Source organism: Neobacillus sp. NPDC093127, from assembly GCF_044754175.1.
Classification (GTDB): Bacteria; Bacillota; Bacilli; order Bacillales; family Cytobacillaceae; genus Neobacillus.
Genome location: NZ_JBIVOP010000012.1, coordinates 1 through 18,818, shown reverse-complemented (window position 1 = coordinate 18,818; position 18,818 = coordinate 1). Strand labels below are relative to the sequence as shown.

The 18,818-nt window shown below is 40.9% G+C and carries 16 protein-coding genes and 1 riboswitch; of the genes, 5 read left to right on the top strand and 11 right to left on the bottom strand.

Annotated elements, in window-relative coordinates; genetic code table 11:
• Positions 1 to 92 precede the first annotated feature (92 nt).
• Positions 93 to 2,168 (top strand): carbon starvation CstA family protein, encoded by a 2,076-nt coding sequence (locus ACIQCO_RS16490; protein WP_400430417.1) that lies wholly within the window; start codon positions 93 to 95, stop codon positions 2,166 to 2,168.
• On the top strand, positions 2,161 to 2,364 hold the full coding sequence (locus tag ACIQCO_RS16485) for a YbdD/YjiX family protein (RefSeq protein WP_400430415.1): 204 nt from the start codon (positions 2,161 to 2,163) through the stop codon (positions 2,362 to 2,364). Before ACIQCO_RS16490 ends, ACIQCO_RS16485 begins: the two co-directional genes overlap by 8 nt.
• A gap of 65 nt (positions 2,365 to 2,429) precedes the next feature.
• Here the strand turns inward: ACIQCO_RS16485 and ACIQCO_RS16480 are convergent, their stop codons facing one another.
• The 6 genes from ACIQCO_RS16480 to ACIQCO_RS16455 form a co-directional block, all read right to left on the bottom strand.
• Positions 2,430 to 2,768 carry a YrdB family protein gene (locus tag ACIQCO_RS16480; RefSeq protein WP_400430414.1) on the bottom strand — a complete coding sequence of 113 codons (339 nt, stop codon included), beginning with the start codon at positions 2,766 to 2,768 and terminating at the stop codon, positions 2,430 to 2,432.
• Positions 2,769 to 2,806: 38 nt separating this feature from the next.
• Positions 2,807 to 4,537 (bottom strand): MFS transporter, encoded by a 1,731-nt coding sequence (locus ACIQCO_RS16475; RefSeq protein WP_400430413.1) that lies wholly within the window; start codon positions 4,535 to 4,537, stop codon positions 2,807 to 2,809.
• Between the two features lie 4 nt (positions 4,538 to 4,541).
• Positions 4,542 to 5,066: a PadR family transcriptional regulator gene (locus tag ACIQCO_RS16470; protein ID WP_400430411.1), complete on the bottom strand. Its 525-nt coding sequence runs from the start codon at positions 5,064 to 5,066 to the stop codon at positions 4,542 to 4,544.
• A 138-nt stretch (positions 5,067 to 5,204) separates the two neighbouring features.
• On the bottom strand, positions 5,205 to 6,209 hold the full coding sequence (locus ACIQCO_RS16465) for an ABC transporter permease (protein ID WP_400430409.1): 1,005 nt from the start codon (positions 6,207 to 6,209) through the stop codon (positions 5,205 to 5,207).
• 1 nt (position 6,210) lies between these two features.
• A complete protein-coding gene (locus ACIQCO_RS16460; RefSeq protein ID WP_400430586.1) occupies positions 6,211 to 7,695 on the bottom strand; it encodes a sugar ABC transporter ATP-binding protein in 1,485 nt (494 codons plus the stop codon).
• Positions 7,696 to 7,779: 84 nt separating this feature from the next.
• Positions 7,780 to 8,895: a sugar ABC transporter substrate-binding protein gene (locus tag ACIQCO_RS16455; protein ID WP_400430407.1), complete on the bottom strand. Its 1,116-nt coding sequence runs from the start codon at positions 8,893 to 8,895 to the stop codon at positions 7,780 to 7,782.
• 129 nt (positions 8,896 to 9,024) lie between these two features.
• Positions 9,025 to 9,133, bottom strand: a riboswitch (SAM riboswitch).
• 261 nt (positions 9,134 to 9,394) lie between these two features.
• Here ACIQCO_RS16455 and ACIQCO_RS16450 point away from each other — a divergent pair.
• Positions 9,395 to 10,570 (top strand): MFS transporter, encoded by a 1,176-nt coding sequence (locus tag ACIQCO_RS16450; RefSeq protein WP_400430585.1) that lies wholly within the window; start codon positions 9,395 to 9,397, stop codon positions 10,568 to 10,570.
• Positions 10,571 to 10,783: 213 nt separating this feature from the next.
• On the opposite strand, the gene ACIQCO_RS16445 is transcribed toward ACIQCO_RS16450, so the two are convergent.
• The 3 genes from ACIQCO_RS16445 to recQ form a co-directional block, all read right to left on the bottom strand.
• Positions 10,784 to 12,418, bottom strand: a complete 1,635-nt coding sequence (locus tag ACIQCO_RS16445; RefSeq protein WP_400430405.1) for a hypothetical protein — start codon at positions 12,416 to 12,418, stop codon at positions 10,784 to 10,786.
• A 4-nt stretch (positions 12,419 to 12,422) separates the two neighbouring features.
• Positions 12,423 to 13,208 carry an ABC transporter ATP-binding protein gene (locus ACIQCO_RS16440; RefSeq protein WP_400430403.1) on the bottom strand — a complete coding sequence of 262 codons (786 nt, stop codon included), beginning with the start codon at positions 13,206 to 13,208 and terminating at the stop codon, positions 12,423 to 12,425.
• Between the two features lie 103 nt (positions 13,209 to 13,311).
• The gene (recQ, locus tag ACIQCO_RS16435) at positions 13,312 to 15,438 is read right to left on the bottom strand and encodes a DNA helicase RecQ (protein WP_400430402.1); all 2,127 of its coding nucleotides are present in this window, start codon (positions 15,436 to 15,438) and stop codon (positions 13,312 to 13,314) included.
• Between the two features lie 152 nt (positions 15,439 to 15,590).
• On the opposite strand from recQ, the gene ACIQCO_RS16430 reads away from it, so the two are divergent.
• A complete protein-coding gene (locus ACIQCO_RS16430) occupies positions 15,591 to 16,484 on the top strand; it encodes a TraB/GumN family protein (RefSeq protein WP_400430400.1) in 894 nt (297 codons plus the stop codon).
• A 31-nt stretch (positions 16,485 to 16,515) separates the two neighbouring features.
• On the opposite strand, the gene ACIQCO_RS16425 is transcribed toward ACIQCO_RS16430, so the two are convergent.
• Together ACIQCO_RS16425 and ACIQCO_RS16420 are read right to left on the bottom strand one after the other, a co-directional pair.
• On the bottom strand, positions 16,516 to 17,433 hold the full coding sequence (locus tag ACIQCO_RS16425; RefSeq protein WP_400430398.1) for a DMT family transporter: 918 nt from the start codon (positions 17,431 to 17,433) through the stop codon (positions 16,516 to 16,518).
• Complete coding sequence (locus ACIQCO_RS16420) at positions 17,420 to 17,821, bottom strand: MerR family transcriptional regulator (protein ID WP_400430396.1); 402 nt, start codon at positions 17,819 to 17,821, stop codon at positions 17,420 to 17,422. The genes ACIQCO_RS16425 and ACIQCO_RS16420 overlap by 14 nt, the downstream gene beginning before the upstream one ends.
• Before the next feature lie 205 nt (positions 17,822 to 18,026).
• On the opposite strand from ACIQCO_RS16420, the gene ACIQCO_RS16415 reads away from it, so the two are divergent.
• Positions 18,027 to 18,683, top strand: a complete 657-nt coding sequence (locus tag ACIQCO_RS16415) for an HAD family hydrolase (RefSeq protein WP_400430394.1) — start codon at positions 18,027 to 18,029, stop codon at positions 18,681 to 18,683.
• Positions 18,684 to 18,818 lie beyond the last annotated feature (135 nt).

Here is an 18,818-nt window from a genome sequence, read left to right as displayed (position 1 = left end):
TTTTTGAATAATAGGCTAAAGTAATTATTTAAATCTTCAGAATTTTGTATTATAATCTATTGGTATATTATTGGAAAGGATGGAGAATCTTGTTGAAGGCATTGAAATCAATTATTATATGGGGGGTCATTACCGCCTTAGGAGCAGTAGGATTTGCAGTGATGGCCTTAAACAGAGGCGAAAGCATTAATGCCATTTGGCTGTTAACAGCAGCTGTATGCGTATATTCGATTGCCTACCGTTTTTACAGCAAATTTATTGCACAAAAAGTTTTTCAGCTTGATGACAAGCGTAAGACACCTGCAGAGATACATAATGATGGAAAAGACTATGTGCCGACTAACAAATGGGTGCTTTTCGGGCACCATTTTGCGGCTATTGCCGGTGCCGGACCATTGGTTGGTCCAATCCTTGCCGCGCAAATGGGCTATTTGCCTGGAACACTTTGGATTGTAGTTGGTGTTGTGTTAGCAGGCGCTGTTCAGGACTTTATTATTCTCTTTGGTTCGATGCGGCGAAATGGAAAATCCCTTGGTGAAATGATCAAGGATGAGATGGGCAAGGTAACAGGCATTATTTCAATGATTGGCATTTTAGGCATTATGATTATTTTATTAGCTGTTTTAGCACTTGTAGTTGTGAAAGCACTTATCGGCAGCCCATGGGGAATGTTTACCATTGCTGCAACGATTCCGATTGCGATTTTTATGGGAATTTATATGCGCTTTATCCGTCCTGGCCGGGTTGGCGAAGCATCCTTAATCGGCATTGTCTTGTTGGTTCTTTCGTTAATTTTTGGACAAACGGTAGCGGAAAATCCAACATTAGCCGCAATGTTTACCTTTAAAGGTGAAACAATTGCCATCATGATGATTATCTATGGTTTTGTGGCCTCAGTTTTACCAGTTTGGCTTTTACTTGCACCGCGGGACTATTTAAGTACGTTCTTAAAAGTCGGAACCATTCTTGGACTTGCATTAGGTATTATCATTGTTGCTCCTAATCTTGAAATGCCGGGTATTACAAAGTTTATTGACGGAACAGGACCGGTATTCGCCGGGAACCTTTTCCCATTCTTATTTATCACGATTGCCTGTGGGTCCGTATCCGGATTCCATGCATTGGTTTCATCAGGGACCACCCCTAAAATGATTGAACGCGAATCCCATGCCCGGCCAATTGGCTATGGGGCGATGCTGACAGAATCATTTGTTGCGGTTATGGCGATGATTGCTGCCTGCGTATTGCACCCTGGTGTTTATTTTGCGATTAACAGCCCGGCAGCCTTGATCGGGACAGATGTTGTTCAAGCTGCTACTACTGTTTCGAGCTGGGGCTTTACTGTTACTCCCGAGGATTTATCATTGATTGCTAAGCATGTCGGCGAGCAAACGATTTTATCAAGAACCGGCGGTGCGCCGACCCTTGCCATAGGAATGGCGGTAATATTTTCAAATGTCATTGGTGGAAAGGCCTTAATGGCATTCTGGTACCATTTTGCTATCCTTTTCGAAGCCCTGTTCATTTTGACAACTATCGACGCTGGCACTCGTGTCGGACGTTTTATGATTCAAGATCTTCTTGGAACGGTTTATAAGCCTTTCGCAAAAACAGATTCGCTAATTCCAAACATCATCGCTACTGCTTTATGCGTGCTCTTCTGGGGTTATTTCTTGTATCAGGGCGTGATAGACCCGCTTGGCGGAATTAATACACTTTGGCCATTGTTTGGGATTGCCAACCAAATGCTTGCCGGAATTGCGCTTCTGCTAGGAACAACCATTCTTTATAAAATGGGCAAAAAAGCATATGTATGGGTGACTTTGCTGCCAACAACCTGGCTATTAATTGTTACCTTAACTGCCGGCTGGCAAAAGCTTTTCCATGAGAATCCGAAAATTGGCTTCTTAGCACATGCGAAAATTTTCAAAGGGGCATACGATGATGGAAAAATCATGGCTCCAGCTGCTACGGCTGCCCAAATGAAGCAGGTGTTAATAAATGACTATGTGGACGCCGCACTGACTGCTCTGTTCATGTTCGTGGTCATCGTTGTCTTAATTTCAGCACTCCGGATTTGGTTTAAAGTGTTAACAAACCATAAACTACCGTTGCATGAGTCACCATACGTGCCTCACAATGAAGGAGATATGAAATTCCATGCTTAATCAATTAAGAAAAATCAATGCCTATAGAAAGCAATTCATAAGTCTGCTAGTAGGAGTTCCAAGCTATGAGGTATACGTTCAGCATATGGAATCACACCATCCTGGGGAACCGGTAAAATCACGGAAGGAATTTTTCTGTGAGGCACAGGAGGCTCGTTACAATGCAAAGGGTGGAAAAGTGTCTAGATGCTGTTGATTAGAAATTCGCTTGGAAATAACAAAAACAGCCTTCATCATTTAGATGGAGGCTGTTTTTTTGTATTATTGATGCCAAATCTTCATTAAAACTAGATTTATAACCACAATCACCCCATAACTATAGGCGAGCGATTGTTTTTCAATAAAAAACAAGGCAACTGCCGGCAATCCAAAAATAACAATTTCAAACAGAAGAAAAGAGAATCCACTTAACGGATACGACGCCTTTGGCGCTCCGAACATTCCCCATATTACCGCTACAAGTAAGGGGGACCCTATCCCTACTATTATTTTCATGACGGTTCCCTGTGATACACGAAAACCCCAATACCCTAAAATGACCAAAACTAAAATTTCTAAAAGAAAACGCACTCCCAGGTTAATTACCTTTAATCCTTCCATTTGTCCACGCCCTTCTAATATAACTTTGTCTATCTTCTTTATTCAGCAGCAGGAGTAGTTACAAAAGCAGTAGTTGACTTCTTTTTTCTTTCGATAAAAACGAATCCAGTTAAGCAGCAAAGTAATACAAATGGAATGCTCGTTTTATAAAGGTCAGCAAAACTAGAAGCAATTGTTTCTTTCGCAAAAGTGGATACCTGATTCGAATAGTTTTTTACGAGCTTTCCTTTTTCGACGATATCCTTATCCACCTGCATTGCTACCTTTTGGTAAACCAATTCCTTGGCTGAAGTTCTTTGTTCTTTCGGAATAGTGGCAAGTGCTTTTTGGACGTTGATGTCGATGATTTGTTGACGTTCCGCTGCTGTCATTAAGGTTGGAATGGTTTTGCGTGCAGTCTCATCGCCATTAATAAATCTTTTTGTTTCACTCAAGATTTTCTCTTTTGCCGATTGTGGTACGTCGAGCTTTTCAAGCTGTTGGGCTGCGAAATGAACAACATCCTGCTTTTTAGTGTCAATATTATTCGTTAGCCCTGCCACAAAAATAGCGACGGCTAATACTACTCCTAATTGCCTCAGCATCGAGAAAACACCCTGAGAGGCTGTCAGCATTTCTCCTTCGAAAGAGGATGTACTGGCAATCGTGGCCGAGGAAATGACAAAGCTAAATCCCAAGCCAAGCAAACTGCACAATAGGACAATTTCTTTTGAAGTGCTGTGAATAGTTAAATTGTGTAACAAATAATACGCGCATCCCATAATACCAAAACCAAGAATGACTGGGATGGTATATCCGATCTTTTTCGTTAGTAAACCGGCGATGTTGGAAAAAACAAAGATGGCGGCAGATACGGGCGTGACGAGTAGTGCGGCTTGAAGCTCCGTCTTATGCTGGAAGTTAGTTAAGAACTGAGGTAGTAGGACCATTACACCAATGAGGAAGATAAACCCTGTTGTCACTATTACAACTGACCCTGTGAACAAGCGGTCTTTAAAGAGATTTAGATTTACCATTGGAGCCTTTGATTTTTTCTCTGCAAAAATAAATAGCAGAATGGACGCGGCAGTAACAAGATAACAGAAAATCGCTTGAGTACTATTCCAGCCCCATGTATTTCCCTTAATTAACACAAGATTTAACGGGAAAATGGCTGAAACAGAGAAGAGTAATCCAAACCAATCTATTTTTGATTTTACACGACTTTCTTTCTTTAGTGTTAGTAAAAAGAAGGCAATGACAATGGCCAGTAAACAGATTGGAACATTCACATAAAATACCCAATGCCAGCTTAACTTTTCTGTTATGATTCCCCCCACCGTCGGCCCCATTGCTGTGGCTAAACCCTGTGTTGCCCCTAGTAATGTTAGTGGGAGTATTCTTTTTTCAATAGGCATGGCAGCAATACCAATCACCATACTACACGGAATTAAGATGGCGGCACCAATGCTTTGAATGAACCTTGCAGCAATTAAGAAGTCCCCGCTCGTCGCAAGTCCGCAAAGGGCAGACCCCAATCCGAAAATAAGCAGCCCGACAAGATAAAATTTATTTCTGCCAAACATCTCGGCAAACCTTGCCATCGGTATTGCTAAGACAGCAATCGTCATTGTGTATACATTTAACATCCATGAGCTCGTTTCCAATGTCGTATGCAGGCTGTTCTGAATTGCCGGAAGCGTAATGTTCATAATTGTTGAATCAAGCATACAAACAAATATCCCTAAGCACATAAGCAAAACAATCTTCATTCCGCCAGTTTCCTTCATCCTATTACTCCCCTTGTTGTTCATTCAATTTTTTTAGTTCTTCGGCAACCATTCCTAAAATCATCTCAGCTTGGCGAATCCCAAATTCTAATGTAAATCTTTTGTGCTGTTCCATTTCAGGGTACATCTCGGCAATTCTGTTTAAGTTATCAAACATTGCCTGGCTCTTTTTACGTTCCTCCTCTAACCACCGCTGGATTTTTTCTTTGGTGGTAAACCGGCCGAAAAAGATACGGATGAGGATATCCGATCTTGTAATCGTTGGATTGATTGGACTGTTTAGGTATTGTTGAAATTGCTCTTTTCCACTTTCGGTAATAACGAATAAATTCTTGTTCGGCTTACCATCCTGCTGAATCACCTGTTTTTCCACTAATCCTTCCTTTTCCATTTTTCTTAATGCCGGATAAATCGCCCCAAATGACGCGTCGAAAAAGTAGGACACGGAATTCTCCATCATTTGTTTGATATCATAGCCACTCATCGGCTCCTCATAAATAAAGCCAAGAATTACGTCTTGAATATTCATATTGGTTTCACCTCATATTATTTATGTTTATATTATCTTTGTTTATATTATCATTGTTAATATAATGAATGTCAATATATTAATTAGATATTTTTTCAACTTGACACAAAAATAAACCTATCCACAATGTGAATAGGTTTATTTTTGCTTATAATAGGTAATCGCCAGTGCAAAGGCCAATACTGCCCCTTTAACAATGTCCATCGCATAATACGGAACAGACATCATTACGAGGCCGTTTTGCAATATTCCAATTAACACTGCCCCAACAAATGTGCCAATGGCATTGGCCTTCCCGGCTCCAAGAACCGAAAAGCCGATAAAGGCGGCGGCTACTGAATCCATTAAGTAGGGTGCCCCGGAATTTATTTCTGAAGTCATGACACGTGATGCAAGCACAATCCCGCCTATTGCTGCGAACAAAGCAGAAAGCAAATAAGCGAAGACCTTATATTTATTCACAGGGATCCCCGAAAGTCTTGCCGCTTCTTTATTTCCACCGATTACATACATATAGCGGCCATGCTTTGTATAGGTCAAAAAGATGTGTACAAGTATGACGGTCACAGCCATGATGATAATAATCCATGGCACCTCACCGATTTTTGCAAAAAATGGACTAATCAAACCTGTTGCCATTGAGCCATCCGGCATCACCATATTTTGCGAAACCGTTGCTCCCTTTGTATAGGTTAGTGCTGTCCCCTGGATAATAAACATCGTTGCCAACGTCATTAGCATATCAGGGATTCTTAACTTCACAATCATGAACGAGTTTAATGCCCCAACAACCAATGACGCCGCAATCGCAGAAATAATCGCCACCAGTGTATTTTGTGAAAACCAAACAAACATCGAAATGACAACCGCGTTAGAAAGTGATGCCACCGAACCGACCGACAGATCGAAACCATTTACAGACAACGAAATCGTAATACCAATCGCAATAATCGTCACAATCGATATCGAGCGTAAAATATTGATAACATTGCTGCCTTGAATAAATGTAGGATTGGCTGCTGAAAAAATAATGATAAGTACAAGAATCGTAATAATGGTCCCGTATTTATATAAAAACTGAAATAACTCAAAAGCCTTTTTCGCTGGGGCCCCCTGTTTTTTCGCTGATATTTTTGCTTCCATTTTACCTGCCCCCTGTTGAATACAATAAAAGTTCCTCTTCGCTGGTTGCTTTTGTTTCTAGTTCCTTTACCGACCTACCATCATATAAAACATAGACCCGGTCTGTAATTCCGATAATCTCCGAAAGCTCGGATGAAGCATAGATAATCGCTTTGCCCCGGCTGGCCAATTCGGCAATTAATTCGAAGATATCCTTCTTTGCCCCCACATCGACACCTTTAGTTGGTTCATCAAAAATGTAAACATCCGCATCAGCCACGAGCCATTTTCCAATTGCAACCTTTTGCTGATTTCCACCAGACAGATTTTGTACCTTCGTTTCCTCAGATGGTGTTTTAATTCCAAGACGGCTGATCAATTGCTTTGCTGTCTCCTTTTCTCTTTTTCTATCTAAAAAGCTAAATACCTTTGAAAAGCTCCCTAGGTTCGCAGCTGTCAAATTAGCTTCAACCGATTCAAGAACAAGAATTCCTTCCTTTCTCCGTTCTTCGGGTACTAAAGCAAACCCCTTCTTTACCGCCTCATAAGGACTCTTTATTTTTACTTCGACCCCGTGAAGATGGACTTCCCCGCCAGTTGTTTTCTCAGAACCAAATAACGCTTTACATAATTCCGTCTTCCCAGCGCCTACAAGCCCCGCGATTCCAACGATTTCTCCCGATTTAACGTGAAAATGCAGGTCTTTTATTTTTCCTCTATCAGAAAGTCCCTTCACTTCTAGGACGGTGGTTCCAATGGCCGAATTCCTTTCGGGAAACTGCTCCTCCAGCTTTTGACCAAGCATATGCTCAACCACTTTATTGGAGGTTGTGGCGGCAACCTGCTCTTTTACAACAAACTCACCATTTCGCATTACCGTCACTTCATCACAGATTTCAAATATTTCCGGCAGGCGGTGTGAGATAAAGATAATCCCGACATCTTGTTTTACTAGTTCACGAGTAATCCTGAAAAGCTCGCTCGTTTCGGTATGGCTCAATGGTGCAGTCGGTTCATCCAAAATGAGAAACTTGCACTGATTGGAAACAGATCTTGCGATTAAAATCATTTGTTTTTCAGCAAGTGACAACTCGCTCACCAGCGTCTTCGTTGAAAGTCTAATATTCATACTGGACAATATTTGCGCCGCTTTTTGATGAATTTCCTTCCATCTCATCCATTGTCGTTTTCCCATGTTATGAACGGTGTCCAGCAGCATGATATTTTCAGCCACGGTTAAATAAGGAATAAGGGCCGTATCTACCTCCTGATAAACAATTTGAATACCAGCATTCTGGGCATTTTTCGGGGAACGAATTTTCAGGTCTTGCCCATTCATCGTTATCTCGCCGGTATAGTGGTCATAGGCTCCGGAAAGAACCTTCATTAACGTTGATTTTCCCGCACCATTTGCCCCTATTAAGGCATGAATTTTCCCCGTTTCCATCGAAAAATTGACCTGGTTTAACGCCTTCACGCCTGGAAATTCAATTGAGATATTTTTCATTGCCAAAGTTGAACTCGTCAAAATGCCACCCCCTATCAAAACGACACTCCCTTAATCGATAGAAAAAGAGAGTGCCAGCCTAAATTACTTTTTATAATGCTTCTTCAACGTTTTCATCCAATCTTCTTCAAAGGCCGTGGACTGGCCCCAGCTCGGGATGATTTTTGAAAGATTAACCATGTTCACTGGATCCTTAGAGTCCTGAAGATTTTTTTGGGAAACAAGTGATGCTTCTAAGTCATAGGTTTTAGGTGTTTCTTCGCCAGCCAGTTTTTTCGCAAGTAATCTCATGTCGACAGCGCCGATTAATTTAGGATCGACAGCGGCTGTATACTTCCAGGCACTGCCTTTTCTTTGGATATCCTGCAAGTCCGCATTGGAAACATCAATTCCATAGATTTTCACTTCTTCACGACCTGCTTCTTTAAGCGCACGTGCAGCGCCAATCGCAAAGGCATCCCACGTAGCAAAGATTGCGTCAAGTTTGCCCTTAGGGTATTTGTTCAACATCGCTGCAACAGCATTTTGCGTTTGCACACTTGTATCCGCTGCCGCTACGCCAAATCGTTCCACTTCTTTAAGCCCGGGGTTTTTCGCAAGCACGTCCTGATAAACTTTGTTCCGACGGACCATTGGCGGGAAGCCATCTACCCAAAGATAAGCAATATTAGCTTTACCCTTCGTATCCTTTATGAGCTGGTCTAGAGCTAAGGTTGCTAATGCTTCATCATCCTGAGAGGTAAGCGTCACGCCTTCAACATTCGCCAAGTTCGGATTCGAGTCAAATGCAACTACACTTTTTCCTTTTTCTACGATTTTCTTTACATCGTTTACAGTGGCATCGTCGTCACCGTGTGAAATGATAAATCCATCATAATTCTGATCTAATGCCTGATTGATGGCATCGTGGAATTTCGCTGTGTCCCCATTTGCTGTAAACACGTCTACCTTTATCCCCAATGATTCTCCTTCTTCTTTTGCCCCGGCTAAGAATTGGGCTGTATGGTCGTCACCGCCAATTTTACGGATGACCTTGATTTTCAACTGATCACCTTTGGAAAATGCCTCCGGTACCCCTTCAAGGGAAACCTTTTTATTGCTGCTTGTTTGTTTTGTTTCTCCACCTGAAGCACAGCCTGTGAGTAATAGAGTTGCTGCCAATGCTGATACGAGCGTAGTTTTTAATAAATTCCTTTTCATCTTTGAAACTCCCCCTTTTTACTTCTTACCAATTAACACATTATTCCTATTGGAAAGGTTAGCTTTTATGTAAAATAAAAAACCTCTCCAGAAAAGAGAGGTTTCATCACAAATAGACGGATTACTCCTCTCTTATCTCTCAAAACAATTACTTGTTTTGCAGGATTTAGCACCAATTCCTTGTCGGAACGGTTGCTGGGCGTCATCGGGCCAGTCCCTCTGCCACTCTTGATAAGAGAACGTATTATTCATTTAAAGTATTAAACTTAATTTAAACTCCTATTAACAAGTTGTCAATAGTGTTTTGAATATTTTTAATAAAGTGATATCCAAAACCCCTACATTTAGGGAAAAATAACACAAGTTTCAATTTAAGTGCTATCGCTTTATAAACAATTGAAATTTCGGTATGATAATATTTAGTAAATCGAAATAAATTTTAGAAAGAAGTGTTAATTACTTGAACCAGCAGGAAAGTGCAAAACGTAATTTACTGATCATGTGGTTTGCCAACTTCTTTGTAGCCGGAAGTATGACGATGGTTATGCCGTTTATTTCGTTGTACATTGAGTCATTTGGTGATTTTTCCGAAACATATGTCCAACATTGGTCAGGGTTAACATTTGCAATTACATTTGTATCCGCCTTCCTTTTCTCACCTATTTGGGGAAGAATTGGCGACCGCTTTGGGAGGAAAAAAATTCTAATCTTTTCCGGATTAGGAATGGCCTTATCGATTTTTCTTATAGGCTATGTCCATTCCGTTTGGCAGCTATTTATGCTCCGGTTTTTCATGGGATTCTTTTCGGGATTTATCCCGATGTCACAAGCTTTTATTTCAACGCAAACACCGAAACAGGTTGCCGGAAGGGTCCTTGGGACATTGCAAACCGGGAGCATCACTGGTTCGTTGTTAGGGCCGATGTTAGGCGGAATATTGGCAGATTCCCTTGGCTATTCCACCACCTTTAAGTGGACCTCCATTTCCATATTCATCTCGGCCCTCCTTGTCATTGCCACAAAAGAATTTCTACTTGAAGCCAAAAAGGGCACAAAATCCCATTATTCAAGCAAGGAAGTATTGAAGCATATTACGCGCAATCCCGTATTATTAACCGTGCTGCTAATCTCTGCTCTTGTCCAGATTGCACACTTTAGCATCCAACCGATTTTGTCCTTATTTGTTAGTAATCTGCACGGCCCAGCAAATATTGCCTTTTATTCAGGGATTGCGTTTTCCGCCGCAGGTCTAGGGAATTTAATGATGTCGAGGAATTGGGGGAAAATTGCTGATAAGTATGGCTATATCAAAATACTGATCATTCTTCTTTTCTTGGCGGGAATTGTCTACCTGCCGGGAGCAGCCGTTACAAGTTTTTGGCAGCTTGTCATCATCCGCTTCGCTCTCGGTGTCACGATTGGCGGCATTATTCCTGTGCGGATTGCTTATATCCGCCAAGAAGCACCGATTGCGATGCAAGGGGAGGTACTTGGCTACAATACTAGTTTAAGGTTCCTTGGGAATATCATCGGGCCGTTATTAGGTGGATTCGTATCCGGCTCCTTTGGATTTTCCGCGGTATTTATCAGTACAAGTGCCTTATTGGTTATCAGCGGTTTTATTTTACTTGTCTCCATGCAGCGAAATCCAAAACTTGTAAAGCATACAGCATAACAGCATCGGATCATTCTTATCCTGTCCGAATAAGCTTCTGATTCAGACATATGCGAATCAGCCGTTTTTGGAGGTTATTGAAAAAAAGAGCAGGGCAGCTAAATGCAGAGGCGGCCCTGTTCTCTTTTATCGACAAATTACCGGGGAAATAACGCCAATATCAGTGTTATGTCGACAAAATTACGAATATTCAAATAATATATCCGTTGTCTATTAAAAATTCCAAATCGTTTTATTGGCCTGTTTCCAAGCAAAAATGGTGATCACTAGGAGCAGGATGAAATAAATTACCACTCCGAATGGGATAAAAGTAACGGCAAAATGGATACCAATAAAAACAGCAATCAACAGTAACGCCAGCATAATTTTTGCTCCCCCGCTCTGCTGGGCATCCTCAAACGATTCCGAAAAAGGCAGCGTCCCTTTAAGATAGTTCGAGCAAATTACCGTGTATAATACGGCGGTCACGAACACAACTAAAAGGTCTGGGATGACTTTTATTCCGAAGATACCGATAAAAATGACGGATAGGATCAAATAGACTGGAAGAAAAAGATTGACAATAAACACCTTCAATGCCGCACTGTATAAGGGTGCTAAGCTCTTTATCGGAGCAGTTTTGTAAATCCAAGCCCCCTTATATTTCCCTGAGTATTTCAGCATCGTCACCGCATTGGGGATCATCAAGCAAGACATATAAATTCCTAAATACCATTTGCTCGATACGAGGTGAGCATAGGAATTCATTTGAATTTCGTTAAACAAAAAAATAAATGGGAAAACGAGCGATAGCCCTAAAGAGGGATAAACCTTTAAGCGAAATTCCCGTTCGTTCCGCATCATATTATCGGAGAATCGAAACAATACCTTTTCCTCGTTACTTCGGCAAATAACACCGGCCAGCCACTGTTTCCACCTGCGTTCCTTCCGTTTACTTTCCCCGCTATTATTTGTTAACTTTTGCAGGTTCCTTTCAAATGAAGGCATCATTCGGTTATAAACGACAATCGCTAGAACTGGCACAACGAAAGCCATTAGTGAAAAGATAACTAGATATCCGTTCGAATGGCTCCCTAAGAACAGCTCGAAAGGTGCCCCAAACCAAATGGGTGGAATAAAGAATTGCCACCAGCTTGGAGAAAAGGTAATTTTCATATCAATAAAACTAAAGGCCCTCCCCAAAATCTGATATCCGACAGCAATCGAGACCGATAAACCAATTTGGACATAGTTGATGATATCTTTTAATTTTTCACCGTCAAAGTAACGCAGGATGAAATAGTAAATAATCGCTGTTAATACGACAATAAATAAATTGACCAAAATCAGCCCAATCAGTGAGAGGAGCAAAAACAGGATTCCATACTTAAATGTCCCGGCCACAATCGGAGCTCCTGCGATAGCCGCTGTCAGAAAGAATAGATAAATACTAATATGAACTGTTTTTGCTGCACTGATCGTTTTTCGCCCAACCGGTTTTGTCTGCAGAATTCCTTTGTCCTTGATATCGAGAAGAACATTGGAAAAGTCAGAGATCATCGAGGTCATCACAAGAAACATGACGATTCCGAAAAGAATACTCATTTGATAGAGATAATTCTGTCCAAAAATCACAATAGGAATTAGAAAGAGGCTTAATAATACATACATCCCTAACGATTTGATAAAGCCGTTTTCTTCCGGCTTTTTCTTTTTCTTAGCCTGTTGGTTAAAGATGGTGGGGGTCCTTCGCCCATCCATCGTTAATTTGACTGCTAAAATTTTTCGCATCACGGGATAATCAATCCCAAAGCTCTCAAAAATCCGCCGGAACAAATCTAAGAATTTAAGCGTTTGAAAGTTTTTCATCGAATTATACCTCTTGGACGATGGCTACAAATTCCTCCGCCAGCGCCTTATATTCATTAAAACCTGTCAGCTGATTAAAGATTTGTTCCAATGTCCCTTCCTTGTTCTGAGCCTTCAACTCGTTGAAGCTGCCATCGGCAACAATTTTTCCATCATTAATTAAGATAATCCGATTACTGATTTTCTCAACGACGTCCATGATATGTGACGAGTAGAAAATCGTTTTTCCCTGCGCCGCCAGGACAGCGAGGATTTCTTTAAAGACCATGACACTGTTGGCATCGAGGCCGCTTAACGGCTCATCCAAAAATAACAGGTCTGGGTTATGAAGTAAACTTGAGATAATCAATACCTTTTGCCGCATTCCTTTGGAATAGGAGGCAATTCTTGAATCGTACACCTCTTCCAAGCCGAAGACTTTCATCAGCCGCAGTGATTTTTCATCCGCCGCTTGAAATTCCATTCCATATAGTTCACCAACAAAGGTTAGGTATTCCCTAGCGGTGAGATTATCATAGAGTTCAGCGATTTCCGGAACATAGCCAATCTTCCTTTTATAGCCGATATTCTTCTCCGTTACTTCCTCGCCAAAAATCTCCACCTTCCCGGAATAGTCCCCCTCGAGCCCTAGCAATATCTTGATTGTCGTGCTTTTTCCGGCGCCATTTGGTCCAATATAACCGATAATTTGCCCACGGTGGACCGTTAAATCAATCCCCTTTAATACCTCTTTTGCCCCGTAATTTTTCTTTAAATCTCGTAAACATAATACTACTTGTTCGATGACCATCACCTTCTATCACATTTGATACTTTCATATTACCATGTTCTGCCCTTATTTCTGGTAAAAATATGGCTGGCGAAGGGGTTTTTCTTCTGCGCCAGCCAATCTATTATTTATTTTTACTCAAATAATACACATATGCTTTTATCATAAAATAACTAACTTCCTCAGGGAGCAGTTCCTTAATTGGCTTTAGCCGATTTCGACCAGCCTCTTCGACTGCCTTTTCTAATAGTGGGATGTATTCACTTGGAATCATCCTGATGAAGTCGACAGTTAATCCTTGCTGGGCACATTGAAGCAGATGACTTTCTACGGTGCTTATCGCAAGCTCGCGCTTTTCCGCAATCTCGTTAATGGACAGACCATTTTGGTGCAGCTCAAGTGTTTCTAGATGAGAATCTCCTACAGCTTTGGCTAACTTTTTCGGCACTTTCGGCTCTGCTTGGATTTCGCTCTGATAATCCGGATGGGCATCTAAATAGGTCCGAATCGCTTGAATGAATTCAAGTCCATATTTTTGCAGCTTATGTTCCCCCACACCGCTGACCTGTAAAAACTCTTCGTTCGTTTTCGGCAGCTTGGCACACATGTCCTTAAGCGCGGCATCAGAAAAAATGACAAATGGCGGTACTTTCTCTGTTTCGGCAATACTTTTTCGGACCTCTCTAAGCTCTTCAAACAATGGGTCATTTTTCGAAACTTCTTTCACTTTAACGGCTTCTCGGCGATAAACCGGCTCATGTCCTAAAAGAATATCTTTCCCTTTCGGAGAAACATAGATGGTCGGAAATTGCCCCTGTTCAATCGCAATCAGCTCCTGCGAAATCAAGAATTCAATAAAATCACTGACATCTTTCGCCCCTTGATCTTTCATGATTCCGTAGGTGGTGAGCCGATTAAAGCCCATTTCGGTTACTTTTTTATTTTTTGATCCCGTTAACACTTGTGCGGTAATGTTTTTGCCAAAGCGCTGCCCCATCCGAATCACGCAGGACATCACCATTTGTGCTTCCTTTGTAACATCGATGCTTGTCCGAGAATCTAAACAATTGCCGCACCTGCCGCAGGTGTCCGTTTCTGTTTCGCCAAAATACTTTAAAATAAATTCCTGGAGGCAGCTCTCTGTGTGACAATAATCAACCATTTGCTGCAGCTTTTCTAATTCTTGTGTGATCCGGCCCCGGTCACTTGATTGATCAATTAAAAAGCGCTGCACCTGCACATCCTGCGGGGAATAAAGCAGGATACATTCACTCTCTAGCCCGTCACGACCGGCACGGCCTGCTTCCTGGTAATAGCTCTCCATGTTTTTCGGCATCTGAAAATGAAGCACATAGCGAATATTTGATTTATCTATCCCCATTCCGAAGGCAGAGGTCGCAACCATGACCGATGCTTTATCTTCCAAAAATCGTTCCTGCTCACGGGCACGGTCCACATCGCCCATCCCTGCATGGTACCTAGCAACATTGATGTTTTCTTTCCTCAGCCGTTCATAAAGCTGGTCCACATTTTTCCTTGTTGCTGCATAAATAATCCCTGCTTCTTTTTCGTTCTTTTTTAGATAGGCTTGGAGATACTTCACCCGGTCCTGTCCTTTTATAACTGAAAAAGAAAGATTTTCACGTTCAAACCCGGTAATGATTGTATTATTTTCATCAATATTTAGCAGCTGGCAAATATCTGCGCGAACTCTTGGGGTTGCGGTTGCTGTTAGGGCGAGCACATTCGGCCGCTTAGGCAGATTATGAATCATTTGCTGGATATGGCGGTAGCTTGGGCGGAAATCATGGCCCCACTGTGAAATACAATGGGCTTCATCGACGGCAACTAATGGAATCTCCATCTGATTAAGGTCTTCCAAAAACTCGTATGATTCCAAACGCTCGGGCGCAATGTAGAGTAATTTATATTTGCCCTGCTTTGCCGCTCGAATCCGTTCGTTTGCCTCATTATACGTAAGGGAACTATTAATAAATGCCGCAGGAATCCCGACTTGAATGAGGGCATCTACCTGGTCCTTCATTAAGGAGATCAGCGGAGAGATGACAATCGTGGTGCCTGGCAGAATAAGGGCAGGAATTTGGTAGCAAATCGACTTTCCGCCGCCAGTCGGCATAACACAAATGGTGTTTTCTCCGGTTAATACCGAGCGGATTGCCTGCTCCTGGCCTTTTCGGAAGGCTTCGTAGCCAAAATGGGATTCTAGTAAGGGGAGTGCTTTTTCAAACAAGATGGTTTCTCCTTTCAATTTGGGGATAATCTATGTAATAGTGCAAGGGTGCTATACCCTATTATAACTCTAATTTTGGGGCTTTGTTAAAGATTAATATGGTATATTTACCATTGAATATAGATATTTCGGTTACGAGGAGGGAGCCAGTAGTGTTGAAAGGTTTATTTATCAGAAAGGTGCCGATTTTCTTGTGTTTACTCCTAACAAGCGGCGCTGCTACTGCTGCAAGTCAACCAAGAAACGAAGCAGTGATTGATGTAAAGTGGCCGATTTATAAAATTGAAAAAAATAATCACTTCATGTATCTGTTCGGTACCATACATATAGGTAAAAAAGAGATGTATCCCTTTCCTAAAAAAATTGAACATGCTCTCAAAGAATCAAAATTTCTCGTTACCGAAACAGATGCCATTGACCTAAAGAATGTTGATTATCAAGACATGTATTTATTAACAGAGGATAAAAGCTTAAGTGATTATTTATCAACGGATGCCCAAGAGTATTTGGAAAAGCGCGCTAAAGAATATGGACTCGATTATCACTCTCTTCAGCAATATCGATTGTGGTTTGTGATGAGTTTATTTTTAGACGCTGGCACGGTTGATTTGACATCGGATTATGGCGTTGATCAAAAGATAATGGAATTGGCGGATTCCTATCATCTTATAAACAAATTTCTTGAAACACCAAAATATCAAATTGAAGCAATGCAAAAAGTATATTCTGAAAATGAAGCTGAAAAAGTAATTAAACAAATTCCATCATTAACAGAATCAAAAAAGCAGCTGGCGCAATTATATACTGACTATATTCAAGGAAAATTAACAGACATTGAAGAGCAGCTTGCAGATGAATTTGATAAAAAACAAAATAAAATACTTGTTGAGGACAGAAATAAAGTCTGGGTGGAAAAATTTGAATCGTATATACGAAGTGGTGAGATTTACTTTGTGGCTGTCGGATATGGGCACTTAGAGGGTGAAAATGGAGTCCTCGCCTATTTTAGGGAAAATGGATATGAAGTAAAGAAACTTATTAATTAGTCATGGGAAAGGCTTGAGGCCAAAAATAACCTCAAGCGTTTTTACTTGTAGATTTCATTACCAGTTGATAGTTAAGAAAACCGGAAGATGTTAAAACACCCAAAATAACCATTGTTGTTCCAAGCACTTGAACAATTGATACTTGCGTTCCCATCATGATTGAAAGAATCATGGTAACCACAGGAACGAGGTTAAAGAAGACCGAAGTATTAGCCGCTCCAATCATCTCCATTGCTTTGTTCCACCATAGATAGCCTAACACGCTCGTAAAGATGGCCATAAATAATATGGCCCCCCAGGCAGAAATCGTAACGTTTACCAGCGGTTGAGTACTTGGTGAACATAGAGCTAAAAGAACAAGAAATAAGGCACCGACAATCATTGTATAGGTGGTGGTCTCCATAGAAGAACTAGTTTTTAAATACTTTCGCCCTAATACACCATATAACGCCCAGCACACATTCCCTAATAAAATCAGCATGTCGCCCTTTGATATGGAAAGCGTACGAATAACCTCCCATGAGCCATGAGTTAAAACCAATATCACTCCAACGAGTGCAAAAATAATTCCTGCAGCTTGTCTTTTGGATATCGGAGTTTTTAGTACAAAATATGCTAAAATTGTCGTAACTAATGGGTTTGTTGCCATAATTAATGCCCCATTTAATGGAGAAGTATGTTTCATTCCGAAAAAGAATAAGGCATTAAAACCGAAAATTCCGATAACACCTAATAATGTGTATATGGCAGCGTATTTTCGAATGACGGTCCATTTTATTTTCCTTTGAAGCAAAAGGATGAAAAACATCACTATGGCGGCAATGCCAAACCTCCAGCCTGCCGCACTAGCTGCTGAGAAATAATGAACAGCGTACTTTGCAAGAATAAATGTGGCACCTGTAACAATGGCAAAACCTAGTAACATCGCCAACACTTTACCGTTCATCATAATGTCCCCCTTCTAACATTTCCTGATAGGTTTCCAGCTTTTCTTCTGTTAGCCGGATGACCATCTCAATTTCTTTCCGTTGCTGCTCCAAAGTCAGTAAATGCTTTTGTAGAATGTTCATTCGTTTTTGTACCTTCGGAGTTCTTTCTTGTTCGGAATCATCACTTTCCAATAAGCATCCATCCACCAAAAACTCTTGGATATCCTCTAAAGACATTCCCGTATTTTTTAACACTTTCATAAACTGCAGCAAGCGAATATCGCCTGCTGTATATAGCCGTTTGCCACCAACTTTAATTGGTGACTCCAATAGGCCAATTTTTTCGTAGTATCGTAACGTATGAGCAGAAAATCCTGTTTCCTTGGCAACCTCTGAAATACTAAACATTAACAACCACACCTCCTAATCACATGCTACAACTTAGAGTTAGCTCTAAGTCAAGAAGAAAATTATTGACTGTGAAAAAAAAGATCCACACTTATCTTTCCAAGGTTCCCACACAATGAATTCCAATCATTTAATCTATTAATTTGTGTCGCTCACTTGGAATTCATATAATGTAAATATCTTAAGAGATTAAAGGTGTAATAGAATGGGGGAGAATGTGATAATTAAAGCAGTTATTTTTGATTTTGATGGGACCATTATTGATACAGAAACGATTTGGTTTGAAGTTTATCAGGAAATCCTAAAAGAGACGTATGAAATCGAATTACCGCTAGAGGAATTTGCAAAAAGTATCGGTACTACTGATGAGGAGTTTTTTCAATACATAGAAAACCAAACAGGAATGAAGATTGATCAAGAGAATATCGAAAAATTAGCAACTGAACGCTTTTTAGCAAAAAAGGGAATCTTAGCTGTTCGTGAGGGAGTAAAGGAAAAACTAGATGAAGCCAAAGAGCTGGGATTGAAGATTGGACTTGCTTCCAGTTCATCTCGGGAATGGGTCGAAGGATTCCTTAGACAATTTGAACTTTGGGAGTATTTCTCCGTGATAAAAACAAAAGAAGATGTCACAAAGGTTAAACCTGATCCCGCTCTCTATATAAAGGCTTTAGCTGAATTACAGGTGGAACCTCAAGAGGCCTTGGCTATTGAAGATTCGCTAAATGGAGCGCTGGCTGCCATCGAAGCAGGGATGGAATGCGTCGTAATCCCCAATCAGGTAACATCCTTTTTAACCTTTCATGAAAAAACTATTCGTTCTGAAACATTTTTCGATTTTAGCTTTGAACAGATAAAATAATGGATGAAAATCGAGTAGAGGGAAAATAATTTAATTATTCTCGCCCCTCTCACACCACCGTACGTACGGTTCCGTATACGGCGGTTCAATTTATATTACAGTGTGTACTTTTAGATAATGTTCTAAAGCAGAGGG